The organism is Brevundimonas mediterranea, assembly GCF_011064825.1.
Classification (GTDB): Bacteria; Pseudomonadota; Alphaproteobacteria; order Caulobacterales; family Caulobacteraceae; genus Brevundimonas; species Brevundimonas mediterranea_A.
In genome coordinates, this window is sequence record NZ_CP048751.1 from 2,962,624 (window position 1) to 2,975,635 (window position 13,012).

The following is a 13,012-nucleotide window of genomic DNA, read 5'->3' on the forward strand; positions in this document are numbered from 1 at the left end:
CACAATCCTCGCCATCCCGGCTTCCCGTGGCGATCCAGATTTCTCCCTTCACGGGTAGAACGGACCAACGACAGGGCGGTCCTCCGAACAGCTCCGGATAAAGCGTAGCGTCGAAACGAACGGACGTTCGCGTGGCCTCCCCCTGGCCTTTCAAGGTCGCGAGAGGCGTCAGCTCGAACGTTCCGCGCATCAGTTCCGTCTCATCTGCGGGCAATGGGTCGGTATCCACCACCACTGCCGTAACGACGTAGAGCACCACCCTCTCAGACACTTCCATGGCTACTGGTAGGCTTGGCGACCCAGCGCTGCAGAGAGCTTCATCTGCTGGCGGGTCGGCAGACACATTGCCAGCCGCGAGCATGATCCCAGCTAATGCGAAGGCGATGCCTGCCCGTTTCATCGTGATTGGCCGTCCCAGCGATTTTAGCGAGACTGCCTCGCGTAGCTTCCGCTTTCCATCTGTGGACGCCCCCTTCAGCGCAAGAGTGATTTTCGGGAATTTCTGACACGTAGTCGGATGCTGCCATCTGTCCGGCCTGTTGATGCGGTCGCTCAAAGACCGCTGGCCTGTATGGGAGTTCGCGGATCCGGTCCAAATCACCCACGGCGTGCTCGAAGCACAGTGGAAAGCCCTGGTTTTCCTGATCCCGTCTCGCCGACTGTTGCGCCATACGCTCCTTCGCTCATCCCTACGCTTCGACGTCTCGCGGTCGTGCTGGCTAGGCCGACACGACCGGAGCTCGGTAGACATCGCCCTTGGCCAAGAGCGCCCAGACTATGCGGGCGTTCTTGTTCGCCAAGGCGACGATGACCAACATCTTGGGCTTTCTCTCCAGCATCTGGCTCAGCCAGGAACCTGCTGGCGCGCCCCGAATGACGGCCTGTTTGATCACCGCGCTGGCCCCGATGGTCAGCAGCCGTCGAAGCGTTCGCTCGCCCATCTTGGTGATCGCGCCGAGCTTCTGCTGACCGCCGGTGGATCGTTGTCGCGGCGTCAGTCCCAGCCAGGCGGCGAAGTGCCGACCGCTCTTGAAGGCTTCGGGTGACGGGGCCAGTGCGACCAAGGCTGTAGCTGTGATGGGACCGATCCCGGGAATGGTCATCAGTCGACGCGCAACCGGATCGTTCTTGGCCCGGGAAGCAATCTCCGCATCGAGCACGGCGATCTGCTGGTCCAGCGATCGGAGGGTCGAGACCAGGACGAGAAGAATCGTCCGCGCGGCGGTTGGAAGCGCCTCTGCCGGATCTTCGACGCGCGCGATCAACCTATCGACGTGCGGAACGCCCTTGGGAACAATCCAGCCGTATTCGGCCAGGTGACCGCGCAGGGCGTTGATCGTCTGGGTTCGCTGCCGGACCAGAAGGTCGCGGGCCCGAAAGACCACGCTGCTGGCCTGCTGCTCCTCCTCCTTCAGCGGCACGAACCTCATACTGGGGCGCTGCGCCGCCTCACAGATGGCTTCGGCATCGGCCGCATCGTTCTTCTGACGCTTCACGAACGGCTTTACATAGATGGGCGGGATCAATCGGATCGTATGACCCTGGCGGGCCAGCTCACGCCCCCAGTAATGGGCGCCGGCGCAGGCCTCCATCGCCACCACGCAGGGCGACAGGCCAGCGAAGAACGCCAGCAATCGGCCTCGACCCAACTTCTTGCGAAACACCACCTCGCCCGAGGCATCAGCGCCATGCGCTTGAAAGATGTTCTTGGCGAGATCCAGACCGACAGTGCTAACTTGTTCCACGGACGCCTCCTTCGAGTGCTGTTCAACACCTCACTCTGGCACATAGATGCCGTCGGGGGGCGTCCACCCCATCACCCATAATAGCCGTTTGAAAAGTCCGCTTTCGGCGACGGCGCCGTCCGGCCCTTTGCTGGTGTCGGTGTATCCTCGTCTTTTCCTGGCTTGTCCGAGGATGACGGGGACCAGAAAAAGGGCGGCGCATCTTTGACGCGCCGCCCTGCAGAATTTCACTGAAGCCGTATCACTCGGCTTCGTTCGAAGCGTCCTTCTTCGGCCCGTGCGAGGCCTCGCCGCCCTTGCGTCCGGCCTGGGCGGCCAGACTGCGATCCTGGGAGAAGCTTCTCTTTTCGCTGGGGACGCTGGCGCCCCCTTTGCGCGCGATCTCGCGCTGCCGTTCCGGATCCATCGAGGCGAAGCCTCGCTTGGAAACGCCGGAGGGTCGCGTGGGTTGGCTGTCCATCGGTGTTCCTTTCAGTGCTGCGGTTGCGCTTGCCGAAGTGAACCCTGTGACTCGGTGACGGTTCCGTGCGGAACTTCGTTTTACTGTCCCGCCTCTGAACGTCTTTGTGGTTTGACTTCAATCGGCTCCGTAGGGGCGGGATCGCCTTCGTCGCCGCCGCCGGGCTCCATCGGCGGCATTTCGTCGGGCGTGTCGGACGGATCGATTTCGGGCTGGGGCGTCGGGTCCGGCTGGATCTCGGGTTGCGGCGTTCCGGGGGGCGTGGGTTCGACATAGGTCATGGTCTTCTCCTTTGAGGCTGAAAGAACGCCACGCGACCCGCAATGTTCACGGCCGGGTTGGAACTGGATCGGGGCGCGCCGGTTCAGTGTCCGAACCCCGGAGATCACCATGACCCAGACCCCCATCACCCCCGCATCGCCCGACGACATCGTCCTGGAAGACGACACCCTGACCCAGCGTCTAGACCGTCAGGCCGACGCCATCCTGGCCGAAGGCGAGCGCCGCAGCTTCGAAGACACGACCTCCCTGCGTCAGGCGCTTCGTGAAGACGCCGAACTGATCCGCAGCAAGGTGGTCGGCCGGGTCGAAACCGCCCGCGACGGCATCCGCGATGAACCGATGAAGACCACCCTCTACGCCCTGGGCGTCGGCGTGATCATCGGCATGCTGCTGCGCCGCTGATCTAGGCCGGCCCCACCGGTTCCCGCTGGATCGGCGCCCTTTGCAGCGCCGCATCCGACACGAAGGGATTGGTCCGCCGCTCCTCGCCGAAGGTCGAGATGGGCCCATGTCCCGGCACGAAGGTCACGTCGTCGCCCAGCGGCCACAGCTTCTCGACCACGGCGCGGATCAGGGCGGGCGGATCGCTCATCGGGAAGTCGGTGCGGCCGACTGATCCCTTGAACAGAACGTCCCCCACCTGGGCGAATCGCGCCGCGCGATTGAAGAAGATCACATGGCCCGGCGTATGGCCGGGGCAATGCCGCACCTCCCAGGTCGTCTCGCCCAGGCTGACCGTATCGCCGTCCTCCAGCCAGCGGTCGGGGGTGAAGGGCCGCGCATCGGGCAGGCCGTACATCCGGCCGCTCTCCACGATCCGGTCGATCCAGAACTGATCGGCCTTCTGCGGCCCGGTGATCTGGACCCCGGTCTTCTCCTGCATCTCGGCCGCGCCGCCGGCGTGGTCCAGGTGGCCGTGGGTGATCCAGATCTGATCGATGGTCAGCCCACGCCGCTCGACCTCGCCCAGAACCGCATCGACCGCGCCGCCCGGATCGATCACCGCCGCCTTGTTCGTCGCGGTGCACCAGACGGTGGTGCAGTTCTGCTGAAGCGGGGTGACGGGCGTGACGAAGACGCCGATGGGGGAGGCGGGCTGGCTCATTCGGCCAACATAACCCCCGATGCGGCGTGAAACCACCGTCCGAGGCCACGCTCACGTTGACCTTTGGAGCCCTTCTCGACATAAGGGCGGGCTTCGAGGCGCCGCTCCCAACGGGGCGGCCTTCTTGCTTTATCCATTCCGCGCCGGCCGTCTCGACGGTCCATGCGCCCCAGAGCGTCAGAAATCCCGACCATGCAAGTCGTCGAAAAGTCGAACGAAGGCCTCAGCCGCGTGTTCGCGGTCACCATTCCCGTCGCGGAGCTGAACGAGAAGCTCGAAGCCCGCGTCAAGGAAGTCGCCCCGCAGGTGAAGCTGAAGGGCTTCCGTCCGGGCAAGGTGCCGGTCGCCCACGTCAAGAAGACCTTCGGCCGCGAGTTCATGGGCGAGATCATCAACGCCGAGCTGAACGAAACCAGCCAGAAGGCCCTCGACGAGGCCAAGATCCGTCCGGCCGCTCCGGCCGAGATGAAGCTGACCTCCGACATGGACAAGGTCATGGCCGGTCAGGAAGACCTGGCCTATGAAATGGCCCTGGAAATCATGCCGGACTTCACCCCGGTCGATCCCAAGACCCTGAAGCTGGAACGCCCGACCTACGAAGCCTCGGACGCCGATCTGGACGAGGCCCTGACCGAGCTGGCCGGCCAGGCCAAGTCCTACGAGGACAAGAAGGGCAAGACCGTCAAGGCCGCCGAGGGCGACCAACTGACCATCGACTTCCTGGGCAAGCTGGACGGCGAGCCCTTCGACGGCGGCGCCGCCGAGGACGCGGACCTGGTCATCGGCTCGGGCCGTTTCATCCCCGGCTTCGAAGAACAACTGACCGGCGCCAAGGTCGGTGAAGAAAAGACCATCGAGGTCACCTTCCCTGAGAATTATCAGGCCGCCCACCTGGCCGGCAAACTGGCCACCTTCGACGTCAATGTGAAGGCCATCAAGGCCGAGGTCGAAGCCAAGGTCGATGAGGACTTCGCCAAGCGCATCGGTCTGGAATCGCTGGACAAGCTGAAGGAACTGCTGAGCCAGAACCTGAACCAGCAATACGCCGGCGCCGCCCGCTTCAAGCTGAAGCGGGCCCTGCTGGACCAGCTGGACGCCGCCCATGACTTCCCGCTGCCGCCGAAGATGGTCGAGGCCGAGTTCGACGGCATCTGGCAGCAGGTCGAGGCCGACAAGGCCGCCGGCCGCCTGCCGGAAGAGGACGCCGCCAAGTCCGACGAGGACCTGAAGGCCGAATACCGCAAGATCGCCGAGCGCCGCGTGCGCCTGGGTCTGGTCCTGGCCGAGATCGGCCGCGCCAACAACGTCCAGGTCACCGACCAGGAGCTGAACGCCGCCCTGCTGCAGGAAGCCCGCAACTATCCGGGCCAGGAGCAGGCCGTCCTGAACTTCTACCGCCAGAACCCCAACGCCGCCGCCCAGATGCGCGCCCCGATCTACGAGGAAAAGGTCGTGGACCTGATCGTCGGCCTGGCCGAAGTGACCGACAAGCCGATCACCAAGGAAGAGCTGCTGAAGGAAGACGAAGAGGGCTGATCGCTCCCCGAGTTTGATGTTCCAAAAGGCGGGGGCCGCAAGGCCTCCGCTTTTTTCGTGTCCAGGGCCGGCCTTGTAAGGAGGTCTTCATGACGCGATATGCAGACTAACAAGGCGTGCGATCACTGATTCGCCCGTCCCCCGCATTATCGAGAAGGCCATATGCGCGATCCGATCGAACTGATGAACATGAACCTCGTCCCCATGGTGGTGGAGCAGTCCAGCCGGGGCGAGCGCTCCTTCGACATCTTCTCGCGCCTGCTGCGCGAGCGGATCATCTTCCTGACGGGGCCCTTCGAGGACACGATGGCCTCGCTGATCTGCGCCCAGCTGCTGTTCCTGGAATCGGAGAACCCCAAGAAGGAGATCTCCATGTACATCAACAGCCCCGGCGGACAGGTGTCCTCGGCGCTCGCGATCTACGACACCATGCAATACATCAAGAGCCCGGTCTCGACCGTGGTCATGGGCATGGCGGCCTCGGCCGGTTCGCTGATCCTGACGGCCGGCGCCGCGGGCCAGCGCATCGCCCTGCCGAACGCCCGGATCATGGTGCACCAGCCTTCCGGCGGCTTCCGCGGCCAGGCCTCGGACATCGAATTGCACGCCGCCGACATCCGCTACACCAAGAAGCGTCTGAACGAGATCTACGTCCACCACACCGGCCGGACCTACGAAGAAGTCGAAAAGACCCTGGACCGCGACCACTTCATGTCGGCCGAAGAGGCCAAGGCCTGGGGCATCGTCGACCACGTCTACGACAAGCGCGAACAGGCCGACGCCGACGGCGTCAAGACGCCCGGCCACTAAACCGCCGGATGATATGGCGAAAGGGCGCGCCGTCTCGGCGCGCCCTTTTCATTTTGTGCTATCGGAACCGTCATGCAGTTCACACGAGATCCCAGCGGCACGGTCGAGGTCGACGGCGAGACCTATGTTTGGGAAATCCGTCGCCAGCCTCAACCCAAGGGCGGCAACGTCTGGGAGGGCATGGCCGTGTCTTTGCGCCACGTCGATTTCAAGCGCGAAGCCATCGTGCAGTTTCCGCCGCCCTTGCGCCCCAACGGCCGGCCCGACGTCGAGAAGCAGCGCGTCAATGTCGATGCGGTCCGCAACGCCGTCGCCTCGGCCATTGAGGCGGGATGGGACCCGACCTCGCGCGGCAAGGCGGTCGTGTTTGATGTTGACGCGGACGGCGCCTGACTGTCACGGCTTCTGGCGGAACACCCTGAATCCGGGCTGCTGCGCCATGGCCAGCATCTCGCGGTCGCCCGAGGTGTCGCCATAGGCGGCGGTCAGCACCATGTCCTCGCCATAGGCGGCCTTCAGACGCCGCACCTTTTCCAGCCCGCGACAATTCGGCCCAGCGAATGCGCCCGTCACCCTCTGTTCCGAATCAAACACCAGCGGGGTGCCCAGCAAGGCCTCGGCGCCCAGTCTGAGTGCAAAGGGCGCCACCGTGGTCTCGGGCGAGGCGGTCACAATCACGCGATGGGCGCCGCGTTCGCCCCACTCGTTCCAGACCTTCAGCGCGTCGGGCCGTATGAAACGATCCCAGACGGTGTCCGCGAATTGCGTCGCCTCGGCCTCCAGGGCCGTCTTCGTCTCGCCGGCCAGGAATTCCTTCACCGAGGCGGCCTTGATCCGACCCCGATCCCGGTCCCGCGCATAGACGGCCAGGGCGGGCGCCAGCTTGACCAGGCCCAGGGCCCAGCCGCCCGGACCGGCCCGCCAGCGCAGGAATTCGGTGAAACTGTCGCGAATAGTCAGGGTGCCGTCGAAATCAAAGGCCACGATGGGCGCCGCGCCCCGGTCCGGCGCGTCTCCCGACTTCGTCCGGGACTGGCGCAAATCCTGCAAGCTCCCCATGTCAGACATTCGCCTTGATCCCCACCGACACTGATCCATCCCCGCCTTGCAACATTCCCCTGCCGCCTTCGGGGTTGTCGTTGAACGTGGGATGGGTGATTGTCATTTTTTGAAGACCTTTGCGTCCAGAGTGCTGGAATCAACGTGGAGGAAGCGCGTTTCGGGCCATTTCGGTCCGCTCCGCGGGAGTGAGATAAGGGTCTATGACCAAAGCAGCCGGCTCTGACGCCAAAAGCACCCTGTACTGCTCGTTCTGCGGAAAGAGCCAGCACGAGGTCCGCAAACTGATTGCGGGCCCGACCGTGTTCATCTGCGATGAATGCGTCGAACTGTGCATGGACATCATCCGTGAAGAGCACAAGATCGGGTTCAAGAAGACCACCGACGGCGTCCCCACGCCGAAGGAGATCCGCGACGTCCTGGATGACTACGTCATCGGCCAGTCGCACGCCAAGAAGGTCCTCTCGGTCGCCGTTCACAATCACTACAAGCGTCTGAACCACGCGACGAAGAACAACGACGTCGAGCTGGCCAAGTCGAACATCATGCTGATCGGCCCGACCGGGTCGGGCAAGACGCTGCTGGCCCAGACCCTGGCCCGCATCATCGACGTGCCCTTCACCATGGCCGACGCCACCACCCTGACCGAAGCCGGTTATGTGGGCGAAGACGTCGAGAACATCATCCTGAAGCTGCTTCAGGCCTCCGACTACAATGTCGAACGGGCCCAGCGCGGCATCGTCTACATCGATGAAATCGACAAGATCAGCCGCAAGTCGGACAATCCCTCGATCACCCGCGACGTCTCGGGCGAGGGCGTGCAGCAGGCCCTGCTGAAGATCATGGAAGGCACCGTCGCCTCCGTGCCTCCGCAAGGCGGCCGCAAGCATCCGCAGCAGGAATTCCTGCAGGTCGACACCGCCAACATCCTCTTCATCGTCGGCGGCGCCTTCGCCGGGCTGGAGAAGGTGATCTCGGCGCGCGGGGCAGGGGCCTCGATCGGCTTCGGCGCCCAGGTCAAGGAAATCGACGAGCGTCGCACCGGCGACATCCTCAAGGGCGTCGAGCCCGACGACCTGATGCGTTTCGGTCTGATCCCCGAGTTCATCGGCCGTCTGCCCGTGCTGGCGACCCTGGAAGACCTGGACGAAACGGCCCTGGTCACCATCCTGACCGAGCCCAAGAACGCCCTTGTCAAACAGTACAAGCGCCTGTTCGAGATGGAGAATGTCGAACTGACCTTCACCGACGACGCCCTGATCGCCGTCGCCAAGAAGGCCATCACCCGCAAGACCGGCGCGCGGGGCCTGCGTTCGATCCTGGAAGGCATCCTGCTGGAAACCATGTTCGAACTGCCGACCTTCGAAGGCGTCGAGGAAGTGGTGGTCAACGCCGAGGTCATCGACGGCAAGGCCCAGCCCCTGCTGATCTATTCCGAGGCCTCCAAGAAGAAGGCCGACGGCGCCGCCTGATCGGGCATCGCCTCCGCACTGAAATGAAGGGCCGGAGCGACAACGCTCCGGCCCTTTTTCTGTCTCCGCTCAGACCCTCTCCCGCTTGCGGGAGAGGTGGCCCGGCGTCCGCGCAGCGGACCAGGGTCGGAGAGGGGAGGCTGGCTTGCTGGAAGAAGACTTCCCCCATCGTCACGCGTGTCGCTTCGCGCCACGACGCGACACTTCCCCCGCAAGCGGGGGAAGATCTGATCAGCCGCCCAGCACCAGCATATGACCGGGATGGGCTTCCGCCTCGGCCCGGGCGCACTGAACGGCGCTCTTGGCGTCGGTGAAGACGCCCTCGAACAAACCGTCGCTCGAGGTGACAAGCCAGCGGCCGTTCGCGGGCTGGATCGTCAGGGTTTCGACAGCGGGCGGCGAAGGGGGAGGGGCGGCGATCATTGCGCCCGCCTGTGCTGGTCGCGGTTCAACCGATCGGCCTCGGCCTGCAGCCGCGCCGCAAGCTGTTCGGCTGCGGCCCGATCAGGCAGGGGACGGGTCGCCGCGCCGTTGACCGCGACGGCCCATCCGGCCGCGCGTGCCACGACCCTGTATCGTCGCGGCGGGACCGGCTCGGCGGCCCCGCCTTCCAGATGGCCCTGCATCATCGCGACGGCCCCCGGTGAATCGGCGCACCGAACAGAGCGCCGATGACGGTCCAGGCCATCTTCAGTGTGGACGGTTTGTCGGCGGATCGTTTCAGCGACTCCGCCAGTAGATGTGAACGGCTCATGGTCTCTCCTTCGCCGACCAGAAGACGCCCAAACCGCGTAAAGCCGCCATGTCGAAAGCGCGGGCCGGCGTAATGCGGACGTAAAGCGCTACATTCACCTCGCCGCCCTCCCTCTTTCGTCATTCCGGGCGAAGCGCAGCGGAGACCCGGAACCCAGCGGCGCCAAAGGCGAAATCCATCCGCCGCACAATGCCGGACGACCTAATCTGCGACAGGTTCGCGCTCTCGCGCGCCGCTGGGTTCCGGGTCTGCGGGCCAAGCGGCCCTCCGCCCGGAATGACGAAAGTGATGATCGACAACCTAGGCCAACACCCACAATGACGCTGGTCTGAATCGCACGATTTCAACGGCTTGCTAGATTCTCACCCCGACTTCCCCGCCATACCCGCCGGCGCCCGTATCATCCTCTCATCCCCGCCGATGGGGAGGGCGTCGGATCCAGCGCCCTGACGGCGGCGGGGCTGTGGTCGAGCGATGAAGCCGGTGGGGAGGAGACCGCCGGGGTCCTTAGGGGCGGCGATGGATGCCGCCTCCTGCTCGCCGCACGCCTAGGAAAGCGGGCCGCTGTCGATCCTTGTCGGCATGTCCGCCCCGGCGAAGCCGTCGCAAGACGGCCCGCCGATCCGGCAAGGCTCGAAGAATAGGGCCGCCAGCCGGAGCGCGTGTGGAAAACGACCGCGTGGGACGACGACTGCGCCGAAACGGTACTTAAAATCTCAAACCCCGGGTGCAGACCCGGCGTCCCACGCCCTCCCCGAACTTCGCCGTGAGAACGGCGAGGACAAGGCCAATTCCGCATGTGCGTGCGGCGTCCAAACCACGCAGGTGTGGGCCGTTCGCCAGCCACGCTTGAACCACGGCTCTTTCAAACCACATACTCATCCGAACGCCGTCGGAATCGACGGGCTGTCATGCGCTGGTCGGACCTCTTGTCCGGGCGACCGTGGCGGCGGGCCGGAGATCATCAATGGCCCAGGAGTACGCATCATGACTGAAACAAAGATCCTGCCCGTCCTGCCGCTGAGAGACATCGTCGTCTTCCCGCATATGGTCGTGCCGCTCTTCGTCGGCCGCGAGAAATCGGTGAAGGCCCTCGACGAGATCATGAAGGGCGAAAAGCAGATCCTTCTGGCGACCCAGAAGAACAGCGTCGACGACGATCCGTCGCCCGACGCCATCTATCCGATCGGCGTGCTGGCCAGCGTGCTGCAGCTGCTGAAACTGCCCGACGGCACCGTCAAGGTTCTGGTCGAGGGCAAGGGCCGGGCGCGCCTGACCCGCTTCACCGACCGCGAGGACTATTTCGAGGCCGAGGCCGTCGAGATCGAGGACGAGCCGGGCGACGCCTCCCAGACCGAGGCCATGCTGCGCGCCGTGGTCGAGCAGTTCGAAAACTATGTGAAACTGAACAAGAAGGTCCCGCCCGAGGCCCTCAGCTCCATCCCCCAGATCACCGACGCCTCCAAGCTGGCGGACTCGGTGGCCGCCCACCTGTCGGTCAAGATCATCGACAAACAGGGCCTGCTGGAAACCTTCGACGTGCCCAAGCGGCTGGAGAAGGTCTATGGCCTGATGGAGGGCGAGATCTCGGTCCTGCAGGTCGAGAAGAAGATCCGCTCGCGCGTGAAGCGCCAGATGGAGAAGACCCAGCGCGAATATTATCTGAACGAGCAGATGAAGGCGATCCAGCGCGAGCTGGGCGAGACCGACGACGCGCGCGACGAGATCATGGACCTGGAGAAGCGCATCCGGAAGACGCGCCTGTCCAAGGAAGCCCGCGCCAAGGCCGAGGCCGAGGTCAAGAAGCTGCGCAACATGTCGCCGATGTCGGCGGAATCGACCGTGGTCCGGAACTATCTCGACTGGCTGCTGTCCGTGCCGTGGGGCAAGGCCAAGCAGAAGCCGATCGATCTGGTCAAGGCGGAGGAGATCCTCGAGGAGGACCACTTCGGCCTGGAGAAGGTCAAGGAACGGATCATCGAATATCTGGCGGTCCAGGCCCGTACCGGCAGCCTGAAGGGGCCGATCCTGTGCCTCGTCGGCCCTCCCGGCGTCGGCAAGACCTCGCTGGCCAAGTCCATCGCCAAGGCGACCGGGCGTGAATATGTCCGCATGTCGCTGGGCGGCGTGCGCGACGAGAGCGAGATCCGCGGCCACCGCCGGACCTATATCGGCTCCATGCCCGGCAAGATCATCCAGTCGATGAAGAAGGCCAAGACCACCAACGCCTTCGTCCTGCTGGACGAGATCGACAAGCTTGGGTCCGACTGGCGCGGCGACCCGTCGTCGGCCCTGCTCGAGGTGCTGGACCCGGCCCAGAACTCGACCTTCGGCGACCACTATCTGGAGGTGGACTACGACCTGTCCCAGGTCATGTTCGTGACGACCGCGAACAGCCTGAACATGCCACAGCCGCTGATGGACCGGATGGAGATCATCCGGGTGTCGGGCTACACCGAGGACGAAAAGGTCGAGATCGCCAAGCGTCACGTCCTGCCCAAGCAGCTGACGGACCATGGGCTGAAGGCCGACGAACTGATCGTGCCGGAAGATACGATCCGCGACCTGATCCGTTACTACACCCGCGAGGCCGGGGTGCGGTCGCTGGAACGCGCCCTGGGCGGCCTGGCTCGCAAGGCCGTGCGCGAGATGGCCAAGACCAAGGTCACGTCGATCACGGTGGACGCCGAGAAGCTGGCCGAATACGCCGGCGTCCGGAAGTTCCGCTATGGCGAGACGGACGAGGAGGATCAGGTCGGCATCGTCACCGGCCTGGCCTGGACCGAGTTCGGCGGCGACATCCTGACCATCGAGGCCATCAAGATGCCGGGCCGCGGCCGCATGACCGTGACCGGCAACCTGAAGGACGTGATGAAGGAGTCGATTTCGGCGGCGGCCTCCTATGTGCGGTCGCGGGCCCTGGCCTTCGGCGTCAAGCCGCCGGTGTTCGAGAAGACCGACATCCACGTCCATGTGCCGGACGGCGCGACGCCCAAGGACGGCCCGTCCGCCGGCGCCGCCATGACCGTGGCCATGGTCTCGGTCCTGACCGGCATCCCGATCCGCAAGGACATCGCCATGACCGGCGAGATCACCCTGCGCGGCCGGGTCACCGCCATCGGCGGTCTGAAGGAGAAGCTGCTCGCGGCCCTGCGGTCCGGCGTCAAGACGGTGCTGATCCCGCAGGAGAACGAGAAGGACCTGGCGGACGTGCCGGACAACGTCAAATCGGCGCTCGAAATCGTGCCGATCTCCACGGCGGACGAGGCCCTGCACTGGGCCCTGACCGGTCCCCTGACACCGGTCGAATGGGATGAGGCGACGGATCCTCTGCCCGCGCCCGTGCCTCCGCTTGACGGCGCTGCAGCGACCGTCAGTCACTGAACCGCGACCTAGGTCGCAGACGAAACGCCGCCGACACGCCTGTCGGCGGCGTTTTCGCTTTTGACGCAACCGCCGATCCGCCCTTTACTGGTTCGCTTGGGAGGATGACATGACGAAAGCCGAACTTATCGGCCGTATGGCGACGGCCGCGAACATCAGCCGCGATCAGGCCAAGACGGCGCTCGAAGCCTTCACCGACGGCGTGGTGGAAGCCCTGACCCAGGGTCGGGACGTCAAGCTGATCGGCTTCGGCAGTTTCACCCCTGTCGATCGCAAGGCCGGCGTCGCCCGCAACCCCCAGACAGGTCAGGCCGTGGCCCGGCCCGCCTCCCGCACCGCGCGCTTTCGCCCCGGCGAAGGCTTGAAAAGCGCCTTGAACGGTTGAAGCCCAACGGGCATAAGCCC

The 13,012-nt window shown here is 64.8% G+C and carries 15 protein-coding genes; 7 read left to right on the top strand and 8 right to left on the bottom strand.

The window, feature by feature from the left end:
• Positions 1–719 precede the first annotated feature (719 nt).
• The 3 genes from GYM46_RS14550 to GYM46_RS14560 all read right to left on the bottom strand — a co-directional run bounded on the left by GYM46_RS14550 (position 720) and on the right by GYM46_RS14560 (position 2,486).
• Positions 720–1,745 (bottom strand): IS110 family transposase, encoded by a 1,026-nt coding sequence (locus GYM46_RS14550; protein WP_008258776.1) that lies wholly within the window; start codon positions 1,743–1,745, stop codon positions 720–722.
• A 241-nt stretch (positions 1,746–1,986) separates the two neighbouring features.
• Positions 1,987–2,205: a general stress protein gene (locus GYM46_RS14555; RefSeq protein WP_035306217.1), complete on the bottom strand. Its 219-nt coding sequence runs from the start codon at positions 2,203–2,205 to the stop codon at positions 1,987–1,989.
• A gap of 80 nt (positions 2,206–2,285) precedes the next feature.
• Complete coding sequence (locus GYM46_RS14560) at positions 2,286–2,486, bottom strand: hypothetical protein (RefSeq protein WP_008263693.1); 201 nt, start codon at positions 2,484–2,486, stop codon at positions 2,286–2,288.
• Between the two features lie 109 nt (positions 2,487–2,595).
• Between GYM46_RS14560 and GYM46_RS14565 the strand changes: the two genes are divergently transcribed.
• Positions 2,596–2,889 (top strand): DUF883 C-terminal domain-containing protein, encoded by a 294-nt coding sequence (locus tag GYM46_RS14565; protein WP_040349637.1) that lies wholly within the window; start codon positions 2,596–2,598, stop codon positions 2,887–2,889.
• 1 nt (position 2,890) lies between these two features.
• Here GYM46_RS14565 and GYM46_RS14570 read toward each other — a convergent pair whose 3' ends face one another.
• Positions 2,891–3,592, bottom strand: coding sequence for an MBL fold metallo-hydrolase (locus GYM46_RS14570; protein ID WP_008258867.1), 702 nt, complete (start codon positions 3,590–3,592; stop codon positions 2,891–2,893).
• Positions 3,593–3,784: 192 nt separating this feature from the next.
• Here GYM46_RS14570 and tig point away from each other — a divergent pair, with 192 nt between their 5' ends.
• The 3 genes from tig to GYM46_RS14585 all read left to right on the top strand — a co-directional run bounded on the left by tig (position 3,785) and on the right by GYM46_RS14585 (position 6,331).
• Positions 3,785–5,128 (top strand): trigger factor, encoded by a 1,344-nt coding sequence (tig, locus tag GYM46_RS14575; protein WP_040349636.1) that lies wholly within the window; start codon positions 3,785–3,787, stop codon positions 5,126–5,128.
• 162 nt (positions 5,129–5,290) lie between these two features.
• On the top strand, positions 5,291–5,938 hold the full coding sequence (locus GYM46_RS14580) for an ATP-dependent Clp protease proteolytic subunit (protein WP_008264353.1): 648 nt from the start codon (positions 5,291–5,293) through the stop codon (positions 5,936–5,938).
• Positions 5,939–6,010: 72 nt separating this feature from the next.
• Positions 6,011–6,331: a hypothetical protein gene (locus tag GYM46_RS14585; RefSeq protein ID WP_008260378.1), complete on the top strand. Its 321-nt coding sequence runs from the start codon at positions 6,011–6,013 to the stop codon at positions 6,329–6,331.
• Positions 6,332–6,334: 3 nt separating this feature from the next.
• Here the strand turns inward: GYM46_RS14585 and GYM46_RS14590 are convergent, their stop codons facing one another.
• Positions 6,335–7,006: an HAD-IB family hydrolase gene (locus tag GYM46_RS14590; protein WP_035306226.1), complete on the bottom strand. Its 672-nt coding sequence runs from the start codon at positions 7,004–7,006 to the stop codon at positions 6,335–6,337.
• Between the two features lie 194 nt (positions 7,007–7,200).
• On the opposite strand from GYM46_RS14590, the gene clpX reads away from it, so the two are divergent.
• Positions 7,201–8,469, top strand: coding sequence for an ATP-dependent Clp protease ATP-binding subunit ClpX (gene clpX / locus GYM46_RS14595; RefSeq protein ID WP_008260240.1), 1,269 nt, complete (start codon positions 7,201–7,203; stop codon positions 8,467–8,469).
• Positions 8,470–8,700: 231 nt separating this feature from the next.
• On the opposite strand, the gene GYM46_RS14600 is transcribed toward clpX, so the two are convergent.
• The 3 genes from GYM46_RS14600 to GYM46_RS16970 are packed head-to-tail and all read right to left on the bottom strand — an operon-like array spanning position 8,701 to position 9,223.
• Complete coding sequence (locus GYM46_RS14600) at positions 8,701–8,892, bottom strand: hypothetical protein (RefSeq protein ID WP_035306228.1); 192 nt, start codon at positions 8,890–8,892, stop codon at positions 8,701–8,703.
• Positions 8,889–9,098: a hypothetical protein gene (locus GYM46_RS14605; RefSeq protein ID WP_040349635.1), complete on the bottom strand. Its 210-nt coding sequence runs from the start codon at positions 9,096–9,098 to the stop codon at positions 8,889–8,891. The genes GYM46_RS14600 and GYM46_RS14605 overlap by 4 nt, the downstream gene beginning before the upstream one ends.
• On the bottom strand, positions 9,095–9,223 hold the full coding sequence (locus tag GYM46_RS16970; protein ID WP_008261949.1) for a hypothetical protein: 129 nt from the start codon (positions 9,221–9,223) through the stop codon (positions 9,095–9,097). Before GYM46_RS16970 ends, GYM46_RS14605 begins: the two co-directional genes overlap by 4 nt.
• Before the next feature lie 987 nt (positions 9,224–10,210).
• On the opposite strand from GYM46_RS16970, the gene lon reads away from it, so the two are divergent.
• Both lon and GYM46_RS14615 read left to right on the top strand, forming a co-directional pair.
• Positions 10,211–12,607 (top strand): endopeptidase La, encoded by a 2,397-nt coding sequence (gene lon / locus GYM46_RS14610; protein WP_008262217.1) that lies wholly within the window; start codon positions 10,211–10,213, stop codon positions 12,605–12,607.
• Between the two features lie 109 nt (positions 12,608–12,716).
• Positions 12,717–12,992, top strand: coding sequence for an HU family DNA-binding protein (locus GYM46_RS14615; protein WP_008260193.1), 276 nt, complete (start codon positions 12,717–12,719; stop codon positions 12,990–12,992).
• The last annotated feature ends 20 nt before the right edge of the window (positions 12,993–13,012 follow it).

What these genes read in the sequence shown, in the direction of transcription:
- tig (WP_040349636.1), top strand. Translation starts at nt 3,785, where the DNA reads ATGCAAGTCGTCGAAAAGTCGAACGAAGGCCTCAGCCGCGTGTTCGCG.
- GYM46_RS14615 (WP_008260193.1), top strand. Translation starts at nt 12,717, where the DNA reads ATGACGAAAGCCGAACTTATCGGCCGTATGGCGACGGCCGCGAACATC.
- GYM46_RS14565 (WP_040349637.1), top strand. Translation starts at nt 2,596, where the DNA reads ATGACCCAGACCCCCATCACCCCCGCATCGCCCGACGACATCGTCCTG.
- GYM46_RS14560 (WP_008263693.1), bottom strand. Translation starts at nt 2,486, where the DNA reads ATGACCTATGTCGAACCCACGCCCCCCGGAACGCCGCAACCCGAGATC.
- GYM46_RS14585 (WP_008260378.1), top strand. Translation starts at nt 6,011, where the DNA reads ATGCAGTTCACACGAGATCCCAGCGGCACGGTCGAGGTCGACGGCGAG.
- GYM46_RS16970 (WP_008261949.1), bottom strand. Translation starts at nt 9,223, where the DNA reads ATGAGCCGTTCACATCTACTGGCGGAGTCGCTGAAACGATCCGCCGAC.
- GYM46_RS14555 (WP_035306217.1), bottom strand. Translation starts at nt 2,205, where the DNA reads ATGGACAGCCAACCCACGCGACCCTCCGGCGTTTCCAAGCGAGGCTTC.
- GYM46_RS14580 (WP_008264353.1), top strand. Translation starts at nt 5,291, where the DNA reads ATGCGCGATCCGATCGAACTGATGAACATGAACCTCGTCCCCATGGTG.
- clpX (WP_008260240.1), top strand. Translation starts at nt 7,201, where the DNA reads ATGACCAAAGCAGCCGGCTCTGACGCCAAAAGCACCCTGTACTGCTCG.
- lon (WP_008262217.1), top strand. Translation starts at nt 10,211, where the DNA reads ATGACTGAAACAAAGATCCTGCCCGTCCTGCCGCTGAGAGACATCGTC.
- GYM46_RS14605 (WP_040349635.1), bottom strand. Translation starts at nt 9,098, where the DNA reads ATGATGCAGGGCCATCTGGAAGGCGGGGCCGCCGAGCCGGTCCCGCCG.
- GYM46_RS14570 (WP_008258867.1), bottom strand. Translation starts at nt 3,592, where the DNA reads ATGAGCCAGCCCGCCTCCCCCATCGGCGTCTTCGTCACGCCCGTCACC.
- GYM46_RS14600 (WP_035306228.1), bottom strand. Translation starts at nt 8,892, where the DNA reads ATGATCGCCGCCCCTCCCCCTTCGCCGCCCGCTGTCGAAACCCTGACG.
- GYM46_RS14590 (WP_035306226.1), bottom strand. Translation starts at nt 7,006, where the DNA reads ATGTCTGACATGGGGAGCTTGCAGGATTTGCGCCAGTCCCGGACGAAG.